This is a genomic window from Pantoea sp. PNA 14-12 (assembly GCF_004364735.1).
GTDB lineage: Bacteria > Pseudomonadota > Gammaproteobacteria > Enterobacterales > Enterobacteriaceae > Pantoea > Pantoea stewartii.
Window position 1 is genome coordinate 690,892 of the sequence record NZ_SOAJ01000002.1, and the last position, 25,091, is coordinate 715,982.

General features: G+C 49.8%; 21 protein-coding genes. 11 read left to right on the plus strand and 10 right to left on the minus strand.

The annotated features are described in order from the left end of the window. Window positions 1-8 precede the first annotated feature (8 nt). From C7434_RS10790 to C7434_RS10830, 9 genes are all read right to left on the minus strand, one after another. Window positions 9-1,211 (minus strand): MFS transporter, encoded by a 1,203-nt coding sequence (locus tag C7434_RS10790; RefSeq protein ID WP_133745447.1) that lies wholly within the window; start codon window positions 1,209-1,211, stop codon window positions 9-11. Next, a complete protein-coding gene (gene pgk / locus C7434_RS10795) occupies window positions 1,201-2,271 on the minus strand; it encodes a phosphoglycerate kinase (protein WP_164482483.1) in 1,071 nt (356 codons plus the stop codon). Before pgk ends, C7434_RS10790 begins: the two co-directional genes overlap by 11 nt. 11 nt (window positions 2,272-2,282) lie before the next feature. After that, complete coding sequence (locus C7434_RS10800) at window positions 2,283-3,632, minus strand: aminotransferase class III-fold pyridoxal phosphate-dependent enzyme (protein WP_133745449.1); 1,350 nt, start codon at window positions 3,630-3,632, stop codon at window positions 2,283-2,285. Window positions 3,633-3,638: 6 nt separating this feature from the next. Next, on the minus strand, window positions 3,639-5,798 hold the full coding sequence (locus C7434_RS10805) for an FAD/NAD(P)-binding protein (protein WP_133745450.1): 2,160 nt from the start codon (window positions 5,796-5,798) through the stop codon (window positions 3,639-3,641). Between the two features lie 97 nt (window positions 5,799-5,895). Beyond that, on the minus strand, window positions 5,896-6,747 hold the full coding sequence (gene aepX, locus C7434_RS10810) for a phosphoenolpyruvate mutase (protein ID WP_133745451.1): 852 nt from the start codon (window positions 6,745-6,747) through the stop codon (window positions 5,896-5,898). 31 nt (window positions 6,748-6,778) lie between these two features. Further along, entirely contained in the window at window positions 6,779-7,747 is a 969-nt protein-coding gene (locus tag C7434_RS10815; RefSeq protein ID WP_133745452.1) for an NAD(P)-dependent oxidoreductase, read from the minus strand. Beyond that, window positions 7,737-8,804 (minus strand): N-acetyl-gamma-glutamyl-phosphate reductase, encoded by a 1,068-nt coding sequence (gene argC, locus C7434_RS10820; protein ID WP_133745453.1) that lies wholly within the window; start codon window positions 8,802-8,804, stop codon window positions 7,737-7,739. The genes C7434_RS10815 and argC overlap by 11 nt, the downstream gene beginning before the upstream one ends. Continuing rightward, a complete protein-coding gene (locus tag C7434_RS10825; protein WP_133745454.1) occupies window positions 8,801-9,814 on the minus strand; it encodes an alcohol dehydrogenase catalytic domain-containing protein in 1,014 nt (337 codons plus the stop codon). Before C7434_RS10825 ends, argC begins: the two co-directional genes overlap by 4 nt. A 2-nt stretch (window positions 9,815-9,816) precedes the next feature. After that, window positions 9,817-10,971 carry an iron-containing alcohol dehydrogenase gene (locus C7434_RS10830; RefSeq protein ID WP_133745455.1) on the minus strand — a complete coding sequence of 385 codons (1,155 nt, stop codon included), beginning with the start codon at window positions 10,969-10,971 and terminating at the stop codon, window positions 9,817-9,819. A gap of 855 nt (window positions 10,972-11,826) precedes the next feature. Between C7434_RS10830 and C7434_RS10835 the strand changes: the two genes are divergently transcribed. From C7434_RS10835 to C7434_RS10870, 8 genes are all read left to right on the plus strand, one after another. Beyond that, entirely contained in the window at window positions 11,827-12,438 is a 612-nt protein-coding gene (locus C7434_RS10835) for a LysE family translocator (protein ID WP_133745456.1), read from the plus strand. Window positions 12,439-13,561: 1,123 nt separating this feature from the next. Beyond that, window positions 13,562-14,284, plus strand: coding sequence for a hypothetical protein (locus C7434_RS10840; RefSeq protein ID WP_133745457.1), 723 nt, complete (start codon window positions 13,562-13,564; stop codon window positions 14,282-14,284). Window positions 14,285-14,286: 2 nt separating this feature from the next. Further along, window positions 14,287-14,751: a hypothetical protein gene (locus C7434_RS10845; RefSeq protein WP_133745458.1), complete on the plus strand. Its 465-nt coding sequence runs from the start codon at window positions 14,287-14,289 to the stop codon at window positions 14,749-14,751. Window positions 14,752-15,512: 761 nt separating this feature from the next. Further along, window positions 15,513-17,660 carry a TonB-dependent receptor gene (locus C7434_RS10850; RefSeq protein ID WP_133745459.1) on the plus strand — a complete coding sequence of 716 codons (2,148 nt, stop codon included), beginning with the start codon at window positions 15,513-15,515 and terminating at the stop codon, window positions 17,658-17,660. Window positions 17,661-17,778: 118 nt separating this feature from the next. Next, window positions 17,779-18,720, plus strand: a complete 942-nt coding sequence (locus C7434_RS10855; RefSeq protein WP_058702319.1) for a siderophore ABC transporter substrate-binding protein — start codon at window positions 17,779-17,781, stop codon at window positions 18,718-18,720. Then, a complete protein-coding gene (locus tag C7434_RS10860) occupies window positions 18,717-19,676 on the plus strand; it encodes an iron chelate uptake ABC transporter family permease subunit (RefSeq protein WP_133745460.1) in 960 nt (319 codons plus the stop codon). The genes C7434_RS10855 and C7434_RS10860 overlap by 4 nt, the downstream gene beginning before the upstream one ends. Continuing rightward, a complete protein-coding gene (locus tag C7434_RS10865) occupies window positions 19,666-20,658 on the plus strand; it encodes an iron chelate uptake ABC transporter family permease subunit (RefSeq protein WP_050504840.1) in 993 nt (330 codons plus the stop codon). The genes C7434_RS10860 and C7434_RS10865 overlap by 11 nt, the downstream gene beginning before the upstream one ends. Further along, a complete protein-coding gene (locus C7434_RS10870) occupies window positions 20,655-21,413 on the plus strand; it encodes an ATP-binding cassette domain-containing protein (protein WP_033739385.1) in 759 nt (252 codons plus the stop codon). The genes C7434_RS10865 and C7434_RS10870 overlap by 4 nt, the downstream gene beginning before the upstream one ends. Window positions 21,414-21,636: 223 nt before the next feature. Here C7434_RS10870 and C7434_RS10875 read toward each other — a convergent pair whose 3' ends face one another. Further along, window positions 21,637-22,350 (minus strand): IclR family transcriptional regulator, encoded by a 714-nt coding sequence (locus C7434_RS10875; protein ID WP_033739386.1) that lies wholly within the window; start codon window positions 22,348-22,350, stop codon window positions 21,637-21,639. 175 nt (window positions 22,351-22,525) lie between these two features. Here C7434_RS10875 and C7434_RS10880 point away from each other — a divergent pair, with 175 nt between their 5' ends. The 3 genes from C7434_RS10880 to C7434_RS10890 are packed head-to-tail and all read left to right on the plus strand — an operon-like array spanning window position 22,526 to window position 25,085. Beyond that, window positions 22,526-23,218 carry a diguanylate cyclase gene (locus C7434_RS10880; RefSeq protein WP_033739389.1) on the plus strand — a complete coding sequence of 231 codons (693 nt, stop codon included), beginning with the start codon at window positions 22,526-22,528 and terminating at the stop codon, window positions 23,216-23,218. Further along, the gene (locus tag C7434_RS10885) at window positions 23,218-24,156 is read left to right on the plus strand and encodes a hydroxyacid dehydrogenase (protein ID WP_033739391.1); all 939 of its coding nucleotides are present in this window, start codon (window positions 23,218-23,220) and stop codon (window positions 24,154-24,156) included. The genes C7434_RS10880 and C7434_RS10885 overlap by 1 nt, the downstream gene beginning before the upstream one ends. Next, on the plus strand, window positions 24,153-25,085 hold the full coding sequence (locus C7434_RS10890; RefSeq protein WP_033739393.1) for an SMP-30/gluconolactonase/LRE family protein: 933 nt from the start codon (window positions 24,153-24,155) through the stop codon (window positions 25,083-25,085). Before C7434_RS10885 ends, C7434_RS10890 begins: the two co-directional genes overlap by 4 nt. The last annotated feature ends 6 nt before the right edge of the window (window positions 25,086-25,091 follow it).

A 25,091-nucleotide genomic window follows, 5' to 3' on the forward strand; every position in this document is an offset into this window, starting at 1 on the left:
TTACTCTATTAAATATTTGCCTTGTTATCGATCTGAATCCTGCTAAAAATCCACAATGCGATTATCAGTGCAGAGACTGTAACCAGATACCAGTGCTCACCCATGCCGGCATGAATAAAAGCGCCTCCCAGTAGCGGCGCTAAGGCCATACCGGTCATATATATGTTATAAAATGAAAAATACCCTCCTTTGAATTCAGATGGCGTAAGTAATTCCATTGCAAAATTGGATGTTGATATTGCTATCAGTTCGCCCAAAGTGAATATCAGAGCAAAAACCGCAACGTTCAATTCGCTGTGCAGCAGGTTAAAGAAAACCATCAGCTGGCTCAGTATCATCACGCCCAGAGCGGCTTTCATGCGGAAGGACATCGTAAGATGCCGTAAGGCATGATTAAGCGGAAAATATGCAATTAGTACCATGAGCGTGTTGATTACCTGCACAGTTGCATAATAGTGCAGTGCTGTTTTCTGAGATAACTGCTGGCTTAGAAGCATCAGTAAAACAGTATCGTTACTGGCCATGACCATATAAAAAAGTACGCTGAACACACATAACATCATGAATGAACGGTCGCCCAGAATACGTTTCAGGCTTGCTGACATCGTAGGGCTGTTGACGTTTCGGCCTGTCACTGATCGGCAGTAAAAAGTATATAACGTCGTCATCAGCGCCAGTACGAGAGACCCGTACAGAAGATAAGTCCGTCCTTGTAGTCCCAGCAGGGCCACCAGAGCAGGTGCTAGTGCCCCCCCCACGTTGACATAGTAATACCTGGCATTGTGTGCACTCTCGGCGAGTTCACGTGTCGCACTATTACTCAGGCTGACTTTGAAGCCGGTTTCCAGACATCGCGTAGAGAGAACCAGAAGGTTCAGGCCGGCGACGGCTGCCGGAAGACTCTGTACCAACAGCAGAGACAGACCTGCCATCATTGCCAGGCTGGCCGCGGGGAATACGACATGAAGATGACCGCGGTCAATGGCCGTCCCTGCTAATTGTGTAGAAAAGAAGGCCGTAAGTGTTGCAAGGAAAAGCAGAAGGCCGGTGTCAAGCGTATTGAGTCCGTAATCTTGCTGAAAGACCAGAACCATATAGGGCCATGCAATAAAATAGATCAGGCGAATAAAAAATGTGCCTGCTAACTCTTTACCGCAGCGTTTATGAACGGCAATCACAGGTTTTAGAATTGACAGTGAATTAGTTACCATACGATTCCTGAAATTTGATGTTTTCATAGCCCGATGAAAAGAAGTGCAGAACTGCCCCTCCACCGGATGAGGTATAGGAGAATGTCTCCGTTTCAGTCAGCGTGTCTCCTCCCATGAAAAGCCCCTGTATCCTCTTTCTTTTCAGTGTCCTGTATGCCGCATGGGCATACTGACTGCCGGGTATACTGAGTGGACCTGCTGCAAAGAATGAAAAGTCATCAGGACCTGTTACATCTGCCAGAAACTCCTCGCTAAAGATAAAATCCACAATCCTGTCGCTATCACGAACCTGCAGTAAGGGGCGTCGCACCATCCTGCCTTGAACATCACAAACAATCAGAACCTCTGGTATGTATATGGGTAGATCAATCGATGCATTTTCAGGCATGGGGAAGTAGTCAGACAGCCCGATTCTGATGCCACGTGCTTTGAGCAGACTGTTCAGAACTGCGCCTCCAGCAATGACCCGGTTAACATAACGAAGCCGGGGATGATGAAAGAGAAACTGCAGCTTCTCCTTTTTGTTGCCACCCAGCACCAGTATGGTGGGTCTTTGGTTGTAAAGAGCGGAATGTATCTGCTCAAGCTCCTCAAGCTGTGACCTTACCCCCTCTGAGAAACACCACGGAATGAACGCTTTGATAGCGCAGTTCGACGCATTTTTTCTGTGCAATTTAGAAAAACCGCCGATCACCAGGCGATCTCCCGGCTTTGCCAGCTCCGCTGCAAACGTCGCATCGTTCTGTTGCTCCTCAGGATAACGACGCGTATTACCCATAAGCGCTACCTCCCCTTCTGGCAGACGGGCAATAAAGTCCTGAGCCTTACGGCCCACGCAATCAGGGAAATAATGGACGCGCTGCTGCAAATGTTCGCTCAGAAGAGATGCAATCCACGGGGTGGGTTCGGCTGTTTTCTTGAAATAATCCCCCTGATGGTTATATATCAGTATGGTCTGTTGGGCAGTCATGAGCGATTTGATCGACTCAGCATCTTCATTAATTCTGGGGTGCATTCGCACCCCGGAGGAAATATTGATGCCGGCGCTATACAGGATCACCGGAGCTCTCCTCATACCAGACGACTCATGACACGACTGAAGCGCCCCACCAGTTCATCCATCTCTTTTTCAGAAATAATGAGTGGCGGCGTGAACAAAAAGGTCAGAGCTTCTCCATCCTTACCGGATGACCGGCACGGATAAAGATTGATCCCCTCCTGATGACCGGCTTTCACAAACTCGTCTGCTCGCTGACGGCTGAGCGTTGTCTCGACTGCCCAGAGCAGTCCCTGCCCCCGGATTTCAGCGACCACCTTTTCGCCGCCAACCATCTCCTGCAGCAAACGGCCAAAATATGTCCCTTTAGACCTGACTGACGCCATTCCGATTTTATTTTCCAGCGTATCGAGCACGGCAAGTGCAACGCCAGCCGATAAAGGGTTTCCGGAATAGGTATGCCCAACGAAATGGGGGGGAGACAGCGAGGCCAGCGCATCCCCTATCTGTCTTGAAATCATGACGCCTGAGATGGGGGTAAAACCTGCTCCAAGCCCTTTGCCGATAACGGTTATATCCGATTCCGTTTCCCATGTTTTCATGCTGAACCATTCGCCCGTGCGGCCAAGTCCGGTGACAATTTCATCAGCAATCAGCAGAATATCCCGCGCTTCCAAGCCTGCTTTGAGTTTACGGAAATAGTCAGGATGCGGGATAAGCACCCCTCCTGAAGATGCGGTAACGGGTTCTGCATAGACGCAAGCAATATGCTCAGCGCCAACGCCGTCAATAATTTCAAATGTTTCGTTCAGACAGGTATCAAGCCATTCATCCGATGAAACCCCCTCAGGTTTATGCAGGTCGTAATAAGGGGGCAAACGCAAATCGCTGATAGCAGGATCGATCACCTTATTCAGCAGGTTTACCTTACGGGCGCGATCATCGCCATAGGTCAGAGACTGTATAGTGTTGCCGTGATTGGAAATTCTTCGGCCTAACGCAAGCGTCTTTTTGTCATTACCTTGGCTGCGGAAGTAATCAAGCGCAATTCGGTAAGCTGCCTCCGAAGCCTCAGAACCACTGTTCATAAAAAACGCATAGCCTTTGTTATCATCAGACAGTTCAACCAGCCTGCTGGCCAGCAATTCTGCTTCCTGACTGCGGAAATGAAAGCGATACGCAAAATGGAGTCGCTTAAGCTGCTGTTCCATGGCTGCGATAATATCAGGATGACAGTGTCCCAGATTGACGGTCATAGGGCCGGATGTGGAGTCTATATAATCTTTACCGTTTTCATCAAAGAGCCATATGCCTTTGCCATGAGTCACTCTGGGAACATCAGGCTTATAGCCAGTGAAGGGATACATATACATATTAACCGCCTTAATAAGTTTGTCAGGAAAATCCTGAGTTTTGCTGTTCATAACGCATCAGTGGGTCACAGTGGCATCTTCTTCTTGCCTATGCAGAAGGCCCATGAGTTCATTTTTGACTGCAGTCATGCATGCAAGCAGGTCATTAGCGACATGATGATTGACATTGGGACGTATCGAGCCATTCTGAAAGAACATGATTCCTTCTGAAGGCTGACCTACGCAGAAAAAGCGCTCACGCTTGCCATCACGGTTGATAAACTGAAAGTGCCGGGTGATATTGAATCCCGAGGCTGCGCACTCAACCCCATGGCTATCCTTATGTACCCAGTAACTTGCGATACCGGCGTCAATGAGATCGCGGAACAGGCTGTTTTTGGCTTTTCTGACACTGAAGTTATGTAATTTGGCATCGATCATTGCATCTACACGGGTATACTCTCCGGCCTGGCTCAGGCTGTGCAGCCAGACCTGTTCGTCGTGAACCTGAATATTTGACTGCGCATAGGTGACATCTACGACATCAGCTTCGATCAGCGCCTCCATTTTCTCCATCAGCGCTATGCAGTTACCGTTAGCCGCACGGTTATGTACCGCATAGAAGTCTTTGAGCATGTTGTTATAGGTCGCCGGTGTAATCCCCCCAAAATCAACTGCATACACTACAGTTTGCCGCAGATCGCGAAAGACGTCATCACAGGCGCCCTTGTAGGGATTGTCTAGATTACCCTGCTCTGACTGGCGGCGATCCCAGTGCATGAACGCCAGTAACCGTTCACGCCAAGGGGTACCGGGTGCAAAGTCCATATTCCGGATAGGGTTAACAACCATATCCCAGTTAAACAGGTGAGCCTCAGGCTCTGTCCTGTGTTCCCAGGGGCTTGGCCCTGATAGGGCGGACAATGAAAATTGCTGCAGATCGGGCTCTTTTCCTGGTTCCCTGGCGCTAATGACATAAACGTAACGTTTCACGATGGCTTCAACCGGAACCCCGTGGAAAGATGAGGTGGTCCCTTCATTTAGAAAACGGCGGATCAGGAAGATGGCTTCGCGGGCAAGCCTCTCAGTAGCTTGCGTCAACCAGTTAAGGGCACTCTCCTTCTGGGAGTTTATTGCCCGATTTCCGGCAATGAACTGCTCAACCAGAGGGCGGCTCTCAGCAATCATGATACTCAGCACCTCGGGACCAAAAAGAATGCGGTAATAGCAAAGCTGGAGCTCCAGCATCAGAAGAGGAAATACGTGCACGTCGAAATCAAGCTGCAGAGAATGATTTTCCGGCGAACTGTCCGGATGCGCCGGGGCGCCAAGGTTCCCTCGCATCTGATCGATTAATGAACGGGTAAAAAAATATCCCTGATGTTCATATTTTGCGAGATCGACCTCTTTAGCATTGTGGGGACGGCTGTAAGTGAAATAGCCAGACCGGCTGAGTGCATAAAGTTTCTTGGGTTCATTTCCACTTGCGCGATAGCGTAGTTGTCCTTTATCGCGAAAGAACGAGCCTCCTTTGTTTTCCGTGTAGTAAAGCAGTGTGTCGATCGCAGTCAGGCCCATGCCAATGACGGCAATGCTTTTCTTCTGCCAGTCAGGGACGTCAAAAAGCGGATAGGCAAAATTATAATACTCTGTGAATTTTTTGAGCGTTCCGGCCAGATAAAAATTATCCATTGATTCCTGATGTCCTGTCGCGAGAAGCACAATATCAAACTCAGCTGGCTGAGGGTAAAAATCACCGGTCAGATAATATTTACCCTCATTTTTAGTGATCTGTTTAATCGTATCTTTAATTAGCGACACGCTGACACCAGCCTGTCTGACTTCATTAACCAGTGCGTCACAGATCTCAACCAGAGACTCGCCATAAAGTTCTCGGGTAGGAAAATCATCAGCATTCAGCTTATAACGTTCACTGTGCGTGGCTTTGTATTTTTTTTCCAGCCATTCACTGAAAGTTATTCGTGTGCTTTTGGGAAAGGAATCGCTGGCGTTGTTGGTTTTATCTGGAGCAAAAGAAAGTTGACCAACGATCCTGTTCAGCATACTCGTTTTAGCCTGAGCCGGAGAATGGGGCCAGCCTGAGCCGAAATAGCCATGTCGATCATACATTGTGACGGATACATTATCACGTACATCCAGTTCTTTAAAAATACTGTGTAGGCCATTTAAAAAATACATTCCGTTTGGGCCGCCGCCCACGATAGCTATTTTGATCATTGTTTTCTCCAATATATATTATTCTCAGCATTATGCTGATTAATAATGAGATACAACGTTAATACTTGACGCAGGGTAAAGAGGAAGTGATTATTTTTTATGAATTATATTTGGCCTCTAATTCATTCATATAACGCTCAGTGGTCAATGAAAAAAGCTCATCAAGGGATGAGACATTTTTTTCAACATTAATAAGTGATTTTTCTTTGTAAATTCTGTCAGCCGTTTCTTTCATGCTACGGACTGAACTACGGATGAGATGATTTGCCCAGATGAGGTTACTGATTCCATGTTTAACAAACTCTTGGTATTCAGTGTTATAGTATTTCGTCGGTACTGCAAAGAGTGGCAGTTTACCGCCCCACCGTTCAGAAAAGGTAAATACTTCTCCGGCATCCGATTTTTTTGAATGGATCAGAATTGCATCTGCACCCGCATCTTTATAGGCTTCTGCACGATCCAGGGCTTCCTCCATAGGGTGGCCGGAGATCAGCGCTTCAATACGTGCAACTACGGTAAAATCACCACCGCCTGTGTCTTTCGCCGCTCTGATTTTATTACAGAACTCACTTACAGGTGCGAGTGTCTGATTCTCACCAATGAATGAATTAACCTTAGGAAACATTTTGTCTTCAATGCACACAGCATTTATGTTAATTTGTTTGAGTTTTTTTACAAAACGCATTACATTCAGATAATTACCAAAGCCAGAATCGCCATCCACAAGAATGGGTATGTTGGTATTATCCGCCATCTGTTCCAGAGCAGTGATGACTTGAGACCATGAAGCCTCGTTCCTGTCAGATAATCCCATAGCCGCACTGATCGAAAGGCCTGATGCCCAAATAGCTTCAAAGCCGGCATGTTCAACAATTTTAGCGCTGAGCCCGTTATGAGCTTCCATGAACTGGGTGTATTCGCCTCGGGCAAGACGTTTCTGAATACTCATATATTACCTCTCTCGTTACTGGTTAGTGAATTCAATGTGCCAATACATGGCCTTGAGATAAATTTTTCGCTTTACTTTCAGGTTGTTGCTGAAGAAAATCTATAATCAGCTCGGCAATTTTCCCCTGTGACTCATGGGACATGGCGCCAATGTGTGGTGTGCCAATAAAATTATTTAAGGTGAAAAGCGGTGAGGGTTTTCGTTCATGTTCAAAAACATCACTGGCTGCGCCCAGAAAAGTATTTTCATTGAGTGCGTTGTATAAAGCCGTTTCATTGACCACTCCGCCCCTCGCTACGTTAATCAACACAGCATGCTTACCGAGGAGAGAGAGTTCTCTAGCATCAATCAGGTTTCTGGTATGCTGGTTGTAGGGGCAGCAGACCACTACAATATCGCAGTGTTGCAGCAGGCTGCTTAATTCGCTGTGCAGGGTGATATTCTGGCTGCTCAACGCTGTCGCGCGCTCTGATGAGTAATCAGAGACGGTGCAATGTACGTTCATATGATAGCCAGCCGAGATATCGGCTATTTCCTTACCAATACTACCGAAACCAACCAGTCCCAGCTTTTTATGCGAGAGCTCATAGCCTAAAAAGGATTTTTTATCCCAGATATTATCCCGGATTTCATTTCCGGCTCGCAGAATGTGTCGGTACAGACAATGCATCATGCCAAAACTGAGTTCCGCTACTGCTCTGGCATTTGTACTGGGTGTATTGTAAAAGCGTATTTTATTTTCGTGTACTTTTTCCAGATCAATATTGTCCGTTCCGGTTCCTGCTCTGATTATCGTGTGCAGGCTGGTCGCCTTTTCAAGCAGCAATGAATCTACTTTTGCCCCACTTCTCAGAACCAGCATATCGTACTGATCGATTAATGAATTCAGTGTCTCTTGGGTTACAGGATGTTTTACTGTTACATCGTAGTTTTCTTCCAGAAATGAAAGAAGGTGTTTATGCACAGGATCAACAATAAGTACTTTATCTTTATATTCCATAGCGACTCAGCCCCGTTTCTTCGTCAAAGCCCATCATGATATTCATGTTTTGAATGGCCGTACCAGCAGCTCCCTTAACAAGGTTGTCGATGACACTGACAATTCTCAGCTCTCTTTTTTCAGGCACAATGTCTACCGATATATGGCAGGCATTTGAGCCTATAATTTTGGATAGCTGTGGATAGATACCGTAATCTTTCTCTATCCCGACTGAACCTTTTTCTTGTCCGGTAATTGATACGAACTGGTAATCTGCATAATAATCTTTCAGAACTTCAAGTATCTGGTTTCTGTCTGATGGAATATCATCCTGTAATTTTGCAGCGATAAGCATAAAAATGCCGCGTGCAAAATTACCGTGAGAAGTCATTAATGAAATTTCCGCATCTTTACCCGTTGTTTTTTTAATGATCTGTTCAATTTCCTGTGTATGACGGTGCCCGTTCAGTGAATAAGCAAGCATATTATTTGTCATGTTATAATGCAGTAACTCCTTTTTATCGTTACTCCCTGCTCCGGATGTTCCGTTCACTGCGCTTATGAAAATATTATCCGTTTTAAGAACATTGTTTTTAATAAGCGGGATGAGTGCACAAAGCGCTGCGTTGACGTAACAGCCGGGGTTAGCAACGTAATGACTCGCAGCAATCCTCTCGCGAAACTCTTCCGGGTACCCATACTGAAATTTATTCTGTAGTTCAGATGCTCTGTGTGGCTTACCGTAAATCTCTTCAAAGGATGCGGGTTTACTGAAGCGAAAATCAGCACCCAAATCAATTATGCGCGCTCCACACTCTACAAAATATGTTGCTACTTCATGAGCCTTGCCTGACGGCAGCGAAATAAACACGACGTCCGGGGCGGTATCAGGAAGAGAGTTCATGGACCAGGTTTTCATATTGATCCCCTGCAGATTAGGATGAACAGTGTCAAGCGAGAGATCTGCATCCCGCGAAACTGGATATATTTCACCAACTTCAGGATGCACTGTTAGCAGCCTTATAATTTCAGCGCCCGTCCATCCTGTGGCTCCAATTACATAAGCAGTTAATTTCATGGTAATACTCCAAGTTTATCGATCAGCACTTTACCCTTGCTGCTTTTGGTCAGCATAAAGTCACGTAGTTCTCCGAAAGTAATGAAATCGGTTATTATTTCTTTAAGCCGTGAATTTCTTTTTTTTGATTGCTCAATAATTGCTATTGCTTTGAGGAGATCTTGCGGGTTACTCAGAAAAGAACCTTGAAGTGTTATCTCTTTTCTGACTATCAAATTCATGTCCAGCATCACCGGAGTATCAAAATAAGAAATGAGTACTACCCGAGTTCCGGGACGGAGTAATCCGATGTAATCATTCAAATTGAGGGTTTCACCGCCGGCGATCACCAGAACATCCGTCTTTGAGAGGTTCACGTTTGACATGGTGTTACTGGCATTGAAACCCAGTGAGTGCGCAAACGCACACCGTGCAGCTGCCTTGTCAACGAGTTCCACTTTTTCAACGCTTTTTACTTCGCGGCAAAAAATTGCACTGAGAAGCCCCATCGCACCGGCTCCAATAACCGTTAGTTGGTTTTCGTGCGAAATTTCAAGGTTATCAAGGGCGTGAACTACAATGCTTAACGGCTCGGCTAAAACAAACTCATAATCATCCGCAGTTCTCCCCGAAGGTAATGGTGCAAGAGATCTGTGGTGAACAGTCATAGTACGTGTAAACGCACCACTACTGCCCGCAGTGTTGTAGGTCACCTTTTTCAGGCAGTGATTATCCATCCCACGTTTGCAATAGTCGCATTCGCCACACGAGCCATAAGACAGTCCTGTTACCCACTGCCCCTTCTTTAGGTCATATGCGCAATCTTCATCAGTAATTTTTCCAATAAATTCATGCCCCAAAATTGCCGGATACTCTTTATAGGGGTGCGTCTGGTTCAACACCATGAAATCCGAACCACAGATGGCTGCTTTGAAGATTTCTATACGCGTGAAATCCGCAGGGGCAGGTGTAAGGGTCTCAGGTTCATACGTCTGGTGCTTTTTGCCGTGACACATCAGTGAATAAAACATGATTATCCCCCGGTTATTTCGTTAAGGAGCACATTGATAATGTCGTCGCCAGCTTCATTAACGAGCGGGTCGTTGGCTGTATTTCCCGATACATTCTTCCTGACGGTGCTGCAGGGAAGCTTCAGGAATGCGAGCTGTTGTGCGGCACCGTCCAGATTTGTTTTACGCAGCACAGAAGCCAAGTACTCTGATGGGGCCAGGCCGTTGCTTACCTGCGCCAGGAGAGGAGAAATTTTGCCGTGAGTCATCAGCGATTTTACCCATGAAGGATAAATCGCGGCTAAGCCCCGCCCATGTGAGAACGAATAGAAAGGGGATAATGCCTGTTCAAATCGGTGAGGCAGACAGGTGCTGTTGTGGCAGACGCAAATGCCACCTAGTAAGGCGCTGTATGCTGCTTCAGTAAAGAAATGATCATCCAGTTTTCCTGCTGCATAGCGCTCAATATTGGCGTTGATACGTTGTAATGATTCAACGGCGAGTGACTCGGTAACAGGATTGGATTTTACTGAGTGGAGCGCTTCAAAAACGTGTGTAAAACTATCGAAAAGAGTCTCTCTCAGCACTTCATCCGGCATCGTGATGCCTAGATCAGGGTCGATCAGCGCGACATCAGGGAAAACTGAATCGCCACGCACGCCATCTTTGATTCGGGATTCCGTATCAAGGATGATGGCCCCCTTGGTCACTTCGGAGCCCGTACCGAAAGTGGTAGGAACAGCAATATGGTAAATTTTACTCTGAATGGCATCGTAGCTTTTAGCGAACAAATTATCTAAATCGACGGTTTCATCTGCACTGATGGCGGCGGCTTTAGTAAAATCAATTATATTACCTCCTCCGACTGAAATGATTGAATCGTAGTTATTCTTCCAGAGATGTTTTTTGATTTCACGCAGTGACGCCGTGGTGGCCTTGAAATCAGAGGGAACAATCCAGGAAGAATATTTTATTTTTCCGGATTTTTCCGCAAGGAGTTCCTTAAGTAAGGGAGAACGCTCAGCAGTAGATTGGCTCATCACCAGGAGAGCATTTTTTTTACCTACAGAGGACAGGTGCTCAGGTAACTTTTTCAGCCCTCCTCTTTCAAAATGAATTTTTACAGGCAATGAAAAACTGAATGAATTAAAGATTGGCAAAGCCGAATCACCAGCCATAAGTTATATCTCCGCTTAACATAAACGCTTAAATGTGCTTATAAAAACATCCGAAAAAAAATATTATTTTCGACCTTGAGAGAGTATCTCCTTGCGATTAAGCACCTCTTAAACACCTTAATTATGTTAAAAACACTTATCAATCTAGGTGTAATGAAAACTTAATTTAAATGAAATTATAAAGCAACACTAATGTGATCAATAATCGATCAATAGTTAATCCATTGATTTAATTTAAAAAAATATTGAAGAGAGCGTCACGATGAGCAATTCAAGCTCCAATTTAAGATTTCTCTTAAGTTCCTGGCTAATGCTTCCCATTTGTTTGCATAAGTATTTTGTTAAGAAAGCCTAATAAGTATATGAATTATTTCATAAAAGAGACGCCCTCCCAAAACATATATACATAAATAGCTTTTTTTCGGAACAAAATAGTGTCTTTGTTTGTATTTCAAGGCAGAGAAAAAATTAACAGTTTATTACAATTGCGTTATTTTTATGGGTTACATTCCCTTGTGAATTGTGTAATGAGAAATTATTCTTTAGTAATTAATTTTTATTATTTTATTCTCATATCCTGTGTACCGCTGATTTTCTACTTTGAAATCGATTACAATTAATAAATTACAATTTCGCGTCAAAACTCATTCCTTAATGTGTCAGTCGTGAGGGGGTTTCGGACAATTGCCAGTTATGCCTCCAAAGACAATCATAAAGTGACATGTATCACCCTTTTTATACCGATGCTGGCTTATTTTGCTTTTCCGTTTTAATTTTACCTAGGTCGTAAAATCGTAATGAAATATTATGATGACGTATCTCTTTTAAACTTCGTTTTTTGTGAAAGCTGACACTATGGATATCGATATTTTAGGCTTTATACCGGTGCTCTTGCCGGTCGCACTTTCTCCCGGGGCGAGCTTCACACTGATCATGAGCAGTGCGCTGGCAGGTGGGCGCAGTGGTCTTCTGCGCACGCTAACCGGTACTGCCCTAGGAATTTACATTCATGCATTGCTTATTGGGCTCGGTATCAGTGCCGTCCTTATTTCATTACCCGGCGTTTACCGTTTTCTTGAAGTAGCCGGTACGGCTTATTTGCTCTGGCTTGGCCTGATGCTTATTAGTAGTGGCCTCCACACGCATTCGGCCGGGGCTCAGGACAGAACCGTTTCGATTTCAGTAGTTGATGCCGCATTAGCTAACCTACTGAATCCAAAAGCCATTATTTTTTATCTTACAGTAGTTTCTGGATTTGCCGGCCGGCATGGTGGCGTAGGAAATTACCTGATCCTAGCTTCCCTTCACGTGGTGGTGATGTGTGTGTGGCTGTCCTTCGTCAGCTATGCCTTGGTATTCTCAGCAAAAGGCACAAATCCGCAGTCGCTTAAAAAGTACGTCAATATTTCCGGCGGCATTTTGCTGATTGTTTTTTCCCTTTTCACGTTCTTTAAACGCTTTTTCTAAAACAGCAGGCATACGCTGAGTGAATACTCCATCTGTTACGTCATCTTGCAGCTTAATGGAAACACTGGTAGGAGTTGCTCAGTTCATGCAGAGGGTCAGCCTTTCTGGTATGCCTGGGCATAAACTTTGATGCGCTTTTGCGGTTCACTGGTGCCTAACACACGTTAAGGTTGTATTCTCTGATGCCCGACGACTCTTGTGGAAACGGTACTTACTGACACATTCGTGCTTAACATGACCACATGTATAGCGAACGATGACCAAAACCCTATCTCCGCTCATCAGACGCGGCTCTATGAGTAAAAAGGGTCATTATCATGCATGTGCCCTGCAATTCTTAATTAATGCAGGACTAACGTTTTAATATTTAAAATTGCATAAAATCAAAGTTTTTTCTGTGCTGATTTTCAGCCTGTTATAACTAAGCTCCTCTTTCCTATGCACTTACTTTACCGGGCTCCGGAAAAAGACCGTTAGGGAATGATTTACCGCACGGACCAAAACATACTGTGTCCAGTCACCACCTCATCGCTCTTATCCAGATAGAAACGGTGCTTTTGTCAGGCCCATCCGCCCCGCCCTCGGGGGCGTCTTGTTACGATATATGGTATATATCTATAAGTGGGAAAATGACACTTCTCTACTCAGTGGGTTTTTTTGGGTAATCAGCGCCCACCAGGCAGGCGAAAATGGATTTATCAAGAACAGACGTCGCTGTGTGAAGTCTGAGAGATTTGCAGGGGTATGGATCCCGCCAGATTTCACGCAGCGTTGTCATTGAAAAATGAGGAATTATGTCGCCACCATCCGTTAACGGGCCGGCCGCTCTGTCCGGTTATGGGCGGGTACTGGCACTAAGGTCCATTGCCACGGCATACGCCGCAAGCGAGGCACAAGCCCCAACCGGCGAAAGCCGGTTTTATTATGTCCATCTTTCACCCTTGGTGAAGGATATGCGTCACCCTTCACCCATCCATCACCTATTAACCACATGATATAATTGGATAAAACAAAAAGGTGAACAGTGTGAAGGATTATTTATAAAATCTTTTTTTGTAGGATCTCGCTTTCTGGCCGCGCAACTGTTTTGATAAAGTTTAAATGCCTAAAAAAGGAGCAATAAATGGACACCTCTTTTTTGAATGCACTGGATACTAAAAATCGTGAACAGTTTGACGCAGCGATTAATGCTTTACAGGGGGATGTTACTGCTGCTGCCGCTCGATTATCCATAGATCCCCGCTTGCGCCTTGAGTATTCTAGGCGTATCAAAGAGATGGCTGACGATTTACGATCCCGAGTTAATGCTGGATTGCTGACATGGGAACAGGCTGCGAAAGAAGCTCAGGAAACGCGAAATCTCATCATGGAAATGATAAGGACTCGCAGTACGCCACTTGGGCGTGCAATGGCGGAAAGGATGAAGTCATCAGGTAAGACGCTTAATGAGTTAGTCGCAAAGAAAGCGACCTCACTTTTTGGGCCTAAAACAAACTTTGCCAGCCTTTCTGAAGTGCAAAAAAACCAGGTGTATGCCAGCATCGTGGAATCTGCGGGTAAATCTAACCCCAGCGTTAACCTGAAGATGTTGCAGCTTTCACGAGCAGGAAAAGGGCTTATCGTCCTCTCTTTAGCCATCTCTGTATATGAAATTTATACCGCTGAAAACAAGGTTGCTGAAACCGGTAAACAAATAGCGATTAACGGTGCAGGCATAGCAGGTGGTGCAGCGGGAGGTGCTTTAGCAGGTTTGGTATGCGGCCCCGGAGCACCCGTTTGTGTTTTGATTGGTGGATTTGTTGGTGGTGCACTTGCTGCCTTTGAAATGGGACGTTTTTGGGGATAGTCATGGAACAAACTCTCTCGGTAAAGCTTGTTGAGAAAAGTAAAGCGACTGATTTTCAGCAGGCCGTTTCTGAAGTAGTGATCGATAACAAACCGACGGGTATCACTATAAAAGGACAGGTACTCGAAGCCTCAGTTAAAGTCGACAATGACAGGTATATTCTTTTCACAACTGATGATGTGATCTTTGAGGAGTTTCTTACTGTTACTCTCATCAGCCTGAGTCAGGGGATTGTTGAAAGTTTGCAGGTTGGTAATGAGTATTCGTCAGGCTCTTTCGAGGCGCTGTCTGTCAATCACAAAACCATTGAGTTCAATTTCATTGGCGGGTCTGTCTGGACAATTAAAGTGAACGACACCCCAAAGCTCCGTGTTCCATTCTTTTCCGATCCGCGTGGTGTAAAACGCTCTTCAGGTCTAAAAGCGTATCTGACCATAGATGCAAAGCCATCGCCCTCCCCACCATAAAAAACCTTTTAACAAAAGCAATTGGTATACGCTTAGGTATACCAATTATTTTTATATTGGATATTTATATTAAATTTCATGCAGATAGGTGATTTATTCAGATTCCGCCAGCGCACAAGCCTGCGGGCTTTTTTGTTCCCTCCTGTGCCTTTGAAACCCGCATTCAAAACTTACCGGTTCCAGAAAAGCATGGTCATTTATTGCAGGTATCCGATATTGACTGACTTAATGGCCCATGCGTCATGGTAGACCTCAATGCATTACGGGAAAACCATTATTCATTTAAATAACGCTATTATGCTAAGCCAGCTTATTTCACAAAACAGAATCAAATATTTCACATAATCAGACTTATTATTGATCCAAGTCATTTTTCGCAACCTCTTAACAATTATATAAATTAACAAGAACATCTTTTACCTTTCGTAAATATCATCCCAAACGTAAAAAAAGCTAATATTAAAAAGAAACTTACAGGCAGGGAATTATTCAGAAATCCAATCAGCAAAAGAAGAAATTCTTCGTCTTAAATCTTTATATATCAAAGGCCTGTCTTACATAAAAAGCAACTACTCTTTCCCGCTTCCAGATCATTCCCGCCGATCCTGAATCATTAAAATTCCCACGCAATTACCCTGCGCATTTATTTCACCGCCAACTGATAATGATTATTGATTTGATTCCCATTTATATATCACCTTATGCTGTTTATCAGCCCGTAAATATCTTCAGGACAAACAACCGTTAAAGGATTAACCGTTATGACGTCGTTAACCCCTCTCGCCCGTCGTATCAAAACCAGTCTGTTCATTCCCGTTTTTGGCATAGCTTCACCTGCGTTTGCTGAGCCGGAGATCACTGATCCCAATGAAGAGGTGATGGTGGTGACGGCTTCAGCTGTCGAACAGCGTCTGAAAGATGCTCCGGCATCAATTTCCGTGATTACCGCACAGCAACTGGCACAGGACGTTGGTAAATCGGCCACGGATCTTGCGGATGTGCTGGAACGTGTCGCGGGCGTATCCAAAGCCATCGGAACAGATGTGGGCTCCGGTATTCAACTGCGCGGTATGCCAGCGGCGTATACGCTGTTGCTGGTTGATGGCAAACGCATGAGCTCCAGCAACGGCATCAAAAGCACGCAGCAAAACTATTTCGACGATATCAACTGGATCCCCGTTGATGCCATTGAACGTATCGAAGTGGTGCGGGGACCGATGTCCGCGCTCTATGGCTCGGATGCGATGGGCGGCGTGGTGAATATCATCACGAAGAAAAACAGTGATGTCTGGCACGGTACCTTAACCGCAGGCACGCGCCAGCCGCAGGACGATAAGCGGGGAAGTACCCAGACCTGGACAGGTAGCGTTGGCGGCCCACTGGGGAAAGGATTTGACCTGCGTCTGAATGGTTCGTGGAATAAGCGCCAGGCGGATAAAAGCGACACCGGCGCACTGCGCTGGGGAAGCGGTCAGGAGGGACGCAAGAATGAAAATTACGGTGCCGAACTGGGCTGGGATATTACCCGCCAGCATCGGCTGACGATCTCTACGCAGCAGGGAACCGAAGAAGGTCTTCCCGGCGTCGCCAGTAACGGCAGTGAAATTAATCTGCGCGGGGCCAGTAAGCTTGAGCGTGAAAACTATGCGCTGGATTACCGCGGCATTTTTGCATTTGGCACGGCGAAGCTAAGCGCTTATCAGAATAAATTTAAAAACTGGGTGTCGGACGTACCGGTTATCGCCAACGGCGCGGTGACGGGCAGCGAGGACAGCACGTTGTGGAATAAAGAATCCATTATTGAAGGCGATCTCAACCTGCCCTTCGAACTCGGTTTGCCCCAAAACCTGACCGTGGGCGCGCAATGGAAAAAAGAAGAGCTGCATAACCCGCGCTCGCTGGGCGTGACAGCCGACGCGGCCGATACCTTTGGTAAACATACTGGCGAAGCGAAAAGCACGGGCATCTTCATCGAAAACCAGATTGACCTGCGGGACGATCTGGCCCTGACGCTGGGCCTGCGCCGGGATAATACCGATTACGGCAACCGGACCACGCCACGCGCCTATCTTGTCTGGCAAGCCACGGACGCTCTGACGTTGAAAGGCGGCTATTCCGAAGGCTTTAAGGCGCCCAGTGTTCGTCAGGCCAACAAAGGCTTTATCGAAACCTCCCGCGGTGCCGGCTGTAACGGCTATGCCGATTACCAGGGCGGGAGCTGTTATACCCTGGGGAATGACGCGCTGAAGCCTGAATTGTCGCAGAACTGGGAAGTGAGCGCCCTGTACGATGATGCGGGATGGGGCGTGGGCTTAACCTTCTTTGACAGCCGCTTTCAGGACAAAATTGCTTCCGCGCCGGTGGGCTATATCCCGGGCGATACGTCCGGTAGCTACTGGCTGAAGCGCGTCAATCTGGATACCGCACGCACGCAGGGCGTGGAAGGCAGCCTGACGGTGCCTCTGATTACGGAAGAGAAAGGCCCCTGGCTGAAAAGCCTGACCCTGAATAACACTTTCACGCGCATGATCAAAGCGGAAGACACGCTGGGCGTCATGTTGGTGACCACGCCAAAACTCGCCACCTGGTCCTCGCTGGACTGGCAGGTCAACGAGGCGATCAGTCTGTCGATGACCGCCAAATACTACGGAAAAATGCTGGGGCTGAATAACCGCGCGGATCAGGCCGCACGCGGCAATACCGCAACTGCACGTATCCGCCAGGCCTATATGATTTATGGCCTGTCCGGGCAGTACCGGGCGACCAGGCATCTGAAATTCAACATGGGCGTCGATAACCTTTTCGATAAAAATCCGGTGTCCGCGCAACCCTCAGCCAGTACCACCAGCGGCAATAACTATTACGTTCCCGGACGAACGCTGTACGCCTCCGTAACGGCTTCGTTCTGATAACACTGAGGGTCCGCTCGCCCTGCTGAACATACCACGTACCCAGGGCGGAAAGCGGATGGTCAGCCCGACAACCGGGCACACTTTTACGGACAATGACAACGTACAAGGAGAAGGTATGCGTTTTTCCCGTCTGGCAGGTTTACTGGCGCTCGCCTGCTTACTGAGCGCGCCGTTGGCGTCGGCCAGCGACGCGCCCACCGTCCAGCTGTCGCATTTTCAGGGCACAACGGCTATTCCTCTGCATCCCCAACGTGTGGTGATCTTAAACCCGGTAACGCTGGACAGTGCCGATGCGTTAGGAATTCATCCGCTGGGCGTGCCCCGGACCGCGATAAGCTATCCGGCCCATCTGGCGCGCTACAACAGTGATGAGTACCTCAATGCGGGCACGTTATTTGAGCCTGACTATGAGGCCCTGAGCCGCGCCAGGCCGGATCTGATTCTGGCCGGCGGCAGAGCCCTGGCGGCCTATAACAAACTCAGCGACATTGCGCCGACCGTATCGCTGGATATCGATCCCAATGATGTTTTAAACAGCCTGCGTCAGCGAACCACGCAACTGGGTGAAATCATGGGTAAACAGGCGCAGGCGAGCACCGTTCTGGCGAGATTTGATGCGCAGGTTGCTGACCTTCGCCGCCAGGCGGCTCAGGCAGGCACGGCCATGATGCTGATGGTCAACGGCGGCAAACTCAGTGCTTACACACCGCATTCCCGCTTTGGTTTTATTTTTGATGTCCTGCAGTTCAGACCGGCCATCGCCCTGCCGACCGCCAGTAAACACGGAAACGCCATTTCGCCCGAACTCATCATGCAGGCCAATCCGGACTGGCTGTTCGTTCTGGATCGCGACAGCGCCATCGGCAGCAAGGCGGGCGTTTCTGCCCGGCAGGTACTGGATAATCCGCTGGTGCGCCGCACCACGGCATGGAAAAAACAGCAGATAATCTGGCTGGATTCGGCCTCGTTGTACCTCGCTGGCGGGATCCAGAGTTACAGCCTGATGATGGAGCAGATCAGGCAGGCACTCAGCACAGCCGGCGTCCGCCCAGAATGAAGTCCGTGGCCTTTAGCTTTAGCCTGATCCTGCTGGGGGCGCTGATGATGCTCAGTGTGATGACGGGCGTCACGCAGCTGTCACTGATGGACGTGTGGCGCGATGCCGACATGCAGGAGATGATGTGGGTGAGTCGCGTGCCGCGCACGGTCGCGCTGGTGCTGGCTGGCAGCGCCATGAGCGTTGCAGGGCAAATCATGCAAATGCTGACGCAAAACCGTTTTGTCGAGCCCTCTGTCGTGGGAACGACACAGTCCGCCGGTCTGGGCTTACTGCTGGTCATGCTGTTTTATCCCGCCGCGCCCGTCATAGTCAAAATGGGCATTGCCGCCCTGTTCGCCCTGGCCGGTACCCTGCTGTTTATGCTGTTAATCGCCCATGTTCGTCAGAAAAGCGCCCTTATTGTGCCGCTGACCGGCATCATGTTGGGGGCCGTATTCAGTTCGGTCACCACCTTTCTGGCGATGCAGTTTGACCTGCTACAGGCGCTGGGCAGTTGGGAATCGGGGGATTTTTCCAGCGTCATGCAGGGGCGCTATGAACTGCTGTGGCTAGTAGGGATGATCGCCCTGCTCGCTGGCCTGCTTGCCGACCGTTTCACGGTCGCCGGTTTAGGGCATGATTTTTCCGTAAACGTCGGGCTGAACTACCGTCGTGTTCAGCTCACGGGCATGGCGATGATTGCGCTCATCAGCGGCGTGGTTATCGTGGTCGTCGGGGTCCTGCCGTTCCTGGGGTTAATCGTGCCGAATATTGTCAGCCTGCTGGCTGGCGATAACCTGCGACGCACCGTGCACTGGGTCGCGCTGACGGGGGCTATGCTGGTAGTAAGCTGCGATATCCTGGGGCGGCTTATCGTGCAGCCGTTCGAGATCCCGGTCAGTACGTTGCTCGGTGTACTGGGCGCGGCGGTGTTTCTGCTGCTGATTATGAAGGGGAAACGCCATGGCCGTTGAGTGTTCGCTGCCGTCTCGCGTGCTGAACAGGATGCGCTCCCCTGCCGGACGGCTGTGTTTGCTGACCATCATCGCGATTGCGCTCTGCACGCTGTTTCTGACCCTTAACCTGCAGGGCAATATCGGCTATCTCCTGAAACACCGCGGGCAGATTTTACTGACTATGGTGCTGGTTGCGTTTGCCTCGGGCATCAGCACGCTGCTTTTCCAGACCATCACGCAAAACCGCATTCTTACGCCGTCGATCATGGGGCTGGAGTCGCTGTTTATTTTACTTCAGACGCTGATGGTCTTTTTTATTCACCTGTCGCCGTTGAGCCAGACCTACCCTGTGGTGCAGTTTCTGGGCGAAACGGCGCTTCTGATGCTGTTTGCCACGCTGCTTTACCGCTGGTTATTTAACCGCAGCGGGCTGGAACTCCAGCGCGTCTTACTGGCAGGCCTGGTGTTCGGCACGCTGTTCCGCAGTCTGTCCGGACTGATGCAGCGCCTGCTATCACCGGGAGAATTTGCCGTTTTACAGAGCCGGATGTTTGCCACCTTTACCCGCGCCGACAGCGACGTCCTGCTGTTCTCAGGCAGCGTCATTGCTGTTGTGACGGTAATCATCTGGCGCATGCGCCATCGCCTTGACGTGCTGGCGCTGGGCAGCGATACCGCCACCGCACTCGGCGTGCCCGTTCAGCGCTACGTGACCGGTCTGTTGCTGCTCATCTCCCTGCTGGTAGCGATCTCAACCGCGCTGGTGGGGCCAATGACGTTTCTGGGCTTGTTGATCGTGAATCTGGCCTGGCCCGCCATGGGCTCATGGCGTCATCGCGAGATGCTGCCTGCCGTGGTACTCATCGGCATGATTACGCTGACCGGCGGACAGCTCATTCTGGAGCGACTGCTGGACAGGGCAGGCACGCTGTCCGTCATCATTGAATGTGTTGGCGGTGGACTCTTTCTTTATCTGGTGCTTAAAAAGGTGGCAACGTGATTGAAGTGGTGAATGTGAATAAGCGCTACGGCACGCTTTCTGTTCTCAACAATATCAATGAAACCCTGCCCGCGTCGGGCATCACTGCCATCATTGGTCCTAACGGTGCCGGAAAATCCTCTCTGCTGTCGGTGATGAGCCGACTGCTGACGCCGGACAGCGGTGAAATCAGAATCGATTCGCTGGTGGTGAACGAGGCGCACACTGAACAGCTGGCAAAAGTGCTGTCGGTGCTACGGCAGGAGAATCATTTTACCCATCGGCTGACGGTGTACGATCTGGTCAGTTTTGGCCGCTATCCCTGGTCAAAAGGACGGATAACGGAAGCGGACAGGCACCATATTGAGCAGGCGCTGTATTTTCTGGATTTGTTGCCGCTGGCACAGCGTTATCTGGATGAGTTGTCCGGCGGGCAGCGGCAGCGGGCCTTTGTGGCGATGGTGCTGTGCCAGGATACGCAGTACGTTCTGTTAGATGAACCGCTAAATAATCTGGATATGAAACACAGCGTGACCATGATGCAGCAATTACGACGGGCGGCGGATGAACTGCGCAAATCCATCATTCTGGTCATTCATGATATCAATTTCGCCTCCGCCTATTCCGACTACATCATTGCCATGAAAAACGGCGCCGTTTTTATGCGCGGTACGCCAGCCGACATCATGCAGCCGGACGTGCTGACGCGGCTGTTTGAGATTCCGGTGGCGATTGAAACGGTGGCGGAACAGCGGATAGCGATCTATTACCGCTAACCTGACTCACGCTTTCGTGGCGCGGAAGCGGAGCCGTGGACGTCGCCGCGCGGTCCACTTTATCACTGGCCGATTGCAGGCAAGCGGAGAAACGCGGATGCGCCCGGCTCAGCAGTAGAATATATGTCGGAGTTCTGCCTGCCCACGGGGCGGAGGACGGCAGCACATGCCTGCCCTGCTCAGCCGCCGAACGGTTCTTGACCCAACCGCGCGGCACTGCCCGCTATTTACCCCAGTAAACCCCATCGCAAAACGGCTTTCTGGCCCCTAACTGAGCCGACAATCTGGCGGCACTTTCCCGCATCAGGTCACCCAGCCCTGCCGCTTTGCGGTCCAGGGTTAAGCGTGATGACGGACCGGTCAGCGCCAGGGCGGCCGTTAATTTATCCCCTTCGCCAAACACCGGGATGGCAAAGGCGGCAGTGTGCGGATCGCGCGCCCCCGACGTATAGAGCGGTAAGTCCGGTGTCTCAGCAAACAGGGGTTCGCCCATTCCCCAGTAACGCAGCACCTGGCTAATCGCCGAGTTATCCAGAGGATAAAGCGAGCCCGGCAGTCGCGTATGGCGCAGGCCATCCGACGATTCCGCACGGAAGACGCAAAGACGCTGACCGTTATCAATCACATACCAGCTGGCGCTTTCATGGGTGGCCGAAGCCAGCGCCTGTAGCTCGGGCTGGACCACGCTGGCCAGATGAAACGACTGTTCGTAGAGCTTGCCCAGATACAGCAGTCTTGGTCCCAGGGTATAAATCCCGTTATCCCGTCTGACTACATAACTCATGCGTTCCAGCGAATTCATCAGGCGATAAACGGTGGTTTTGTGGTAGCCCGAGAGCTGCGACAGCGCCGTCAGGGACAGGCTTTCTTCGCCTGGCTTAAAACAATCCAGCAATGCCAGCGCCTTCTCTACCGCATTAACCCCTTCGTTTCCCATTTCGCTTCTCCTGATTTTTGCTGGCACTGAGTGTACCTGAAACTGTGAGTCACATCTTATTTACATCACAAACAAGCTCGCAACACTGGCGCGAGCGTCAGTGTCACCGATATAGTAATTTCATTATGTACAACACAGTTTTACTCTGTAAAACATCAAACCTGTGAGGTGACCCATGTCCGCGAACGAAAAACCGATGATCAACCGCGACGTTACGCGAGTCAGTCATGATTATGTCAGACGTGCCGCTGAATTTCAGGCCGCGATTCTTGCGGATGTCGCGGGCAGACGAGGCACGCTCCATGGCCGCGTTAAGCCACTGGGTGCGCATATGAAAGTGGCCGGACCGGCGGTAACAGTGGAAGTGCGTTCAGGTGATAACCTGGCGATCCATGCTGCGCTGGCGGTGGCCAAACCCGGTGATGTCATCGTGGTAGACGGTAAAGGCGATATCAGTTGTGCGCTGCTAGGCGAAATCATGGCGACCCAGGCAGAAGCGTCCGGCATTGCCGGCATTATCATCGATGGCGCGGTCAGGGATGCGGATGCGCTGAGCAACCACACCTATCCGATTTTCGCCGCTGGCCTGAACCCATGTGGCCCGACCAAGCTGATTCCCGGTCGTGTGAATTACCCGGTTTCTGTGGCCGGTGCGACGATCAACGCGGGCGATCTGGTGGTCGGTGATATCGATGGTGTGGTGGTCGTTCCACGTGACGAGGTCGAATTGGTGCTGGAACTCGCGGCGAAAAAGCTGGATATGGAAACCCGCCGTATTGCGGCAATCAAAGCCGGAGACAAAAGACCGACCTGGCTGAACGGTGCCCTGCGTGCAGCAGGCATGTTAGCGGAAGGGGAGGAACTCTGATGCGCAAACAGGATACTGTCATTATTACCGGCGCTGACATCGCCCCCGCCGCGCTTGCGATGCTGAACGATTATGAAGTGGTGTTTGCGGGCACCAGGCCAACCGAAGACGATCTGGTCGCGCTGTGCCAGCAGTATAATCCCGTCGGAATCGTGGTGCGCTATGGAAAAATTAACGCCCGCATCATGGATGCCGCGCCTGCGCTGCGCGTGATCTCCAAACATGGCAGCGGCATTGACGTTATTGATCAAGCCGCGGCGGCCGAACGAAACATCAGCGTTCAGTCTGCGCCGGGTGCCAACGCGGCGGCGGTGGCTGAACATACCTGGGCAATGATTCTGGCCTGCACCAAATCCCTGATTCCGCTGAATCGCCGGATGCGTGAAGGACACTGGGACAAATCCAGCCACAAGTCCCTTGAACTGGAAGGCCGGACGCTCGGGCTTGTGGGCCTCGGCGCGATTGGCGGCCGGGTGGCCGATATTGGCCGCGTGTTTGGTATGCAGGTTATTGCTTACGATCCCTGGGCGAAAACGCTGCCCGCGGGCTGTGAGCAGGTGGACGACTTAGCCACGCTGTATGCGCGCGCGGATATTGTGTCGCTGCACTGTCCGCTGACCGCGCAAAACAGCCAGATGATTAATGACCAGGCGCTGGCACAGTTCAAACCCGGTGCCGTGCTGGTGAATACCGCACGCGGTGGACTGATTGATGACGATGCTCTGGTGCGTGCGCTCAGGAGCGGCAGGCTCAGTTGGGCGGCGCTGGACAGCTTTACTGTGGAGCCGCTGACCGCGCCCAACCTCTGGCAGACGGTAGAAAACGTCATTATTACCCCGCACATCGGCGGCGTGAGCGATAACTCTTACGTGAAAATGGGGACGGCTTCCGTGACCAATCTGCTGAAGATCTTAGCGCAGAAGGAAGCGACGGTATGATGTGCCTGACTACACCGGAGATCAGGCAGACCACGGTACTTACCCGGCTGCCCGATCGTTTCCGCCAACCTGACAGCCACAATGCCTGGGCGGCCGCTAATCGCGGCGGCCAGCTGACCGATTCTTTTCTGGAAGGGCCGGTCTGGCATCCCTCGGGTTGCCTGTACCTGACCGATATTCCGTATGGCCGCATATTCCGTGTCGATATGGCGGGCAACTGGGAGCTCGTGGTGCAGTACGACGGCGAACCCAACGGCATGAAACTGACCGATCCCGATACGCTTCTGATCACGGATTACCGTCACGGCCTGATGAAGCTGTGCCTCAAGGAGAACACGATCGCGCCGTGGCTCTCGCGCCGTAACAGCGAAAGTTTTCGCGGCGTGAACGATCTTACCCCTGACAGCCGGGGCAATCTTTATTTCACCGATCAGGGGCAAACGGGGCTGCACGATCCGTCCGGACGCGTTTACCGGCTCAGCCAGGACGGGCAACTGTCCGTTCTGCTGGATAACTGCCCGAGCCCAAACGGCCTGGTGCTGTCACCCGACGAGAAGGTGCTGTATGTCGCCATGACACGCGGCAATGCGATCTGGCGCGTACCGCTTCAGCGTGACGGATCGGTCAGCAAAGTCGGCCAGTTCTTTACCTCGCACGGGCCAAGCGGTCCTGATGGTATCGCCGTCAACGCGCAGGGCGAACTGCTGATTGCTAACCCGGGGCTGGGCCGCGTCTGGCTGTTAAACGATCTGGCAGAGCCGATTGAGATTCTGACCAGCCCGGTCGGACGATCCACCACCAACCTCTGTTTTGGCGGCGATCAGCGCCGGCAGTTATTTATCACCGAATCTGTCAGCGGCAGCATTCTTACCTGCTCAATGCAAACGCCAGGCCACCCGCTGCCCTTTCTTTCCACTGCTTTTCTCTGAGAATAA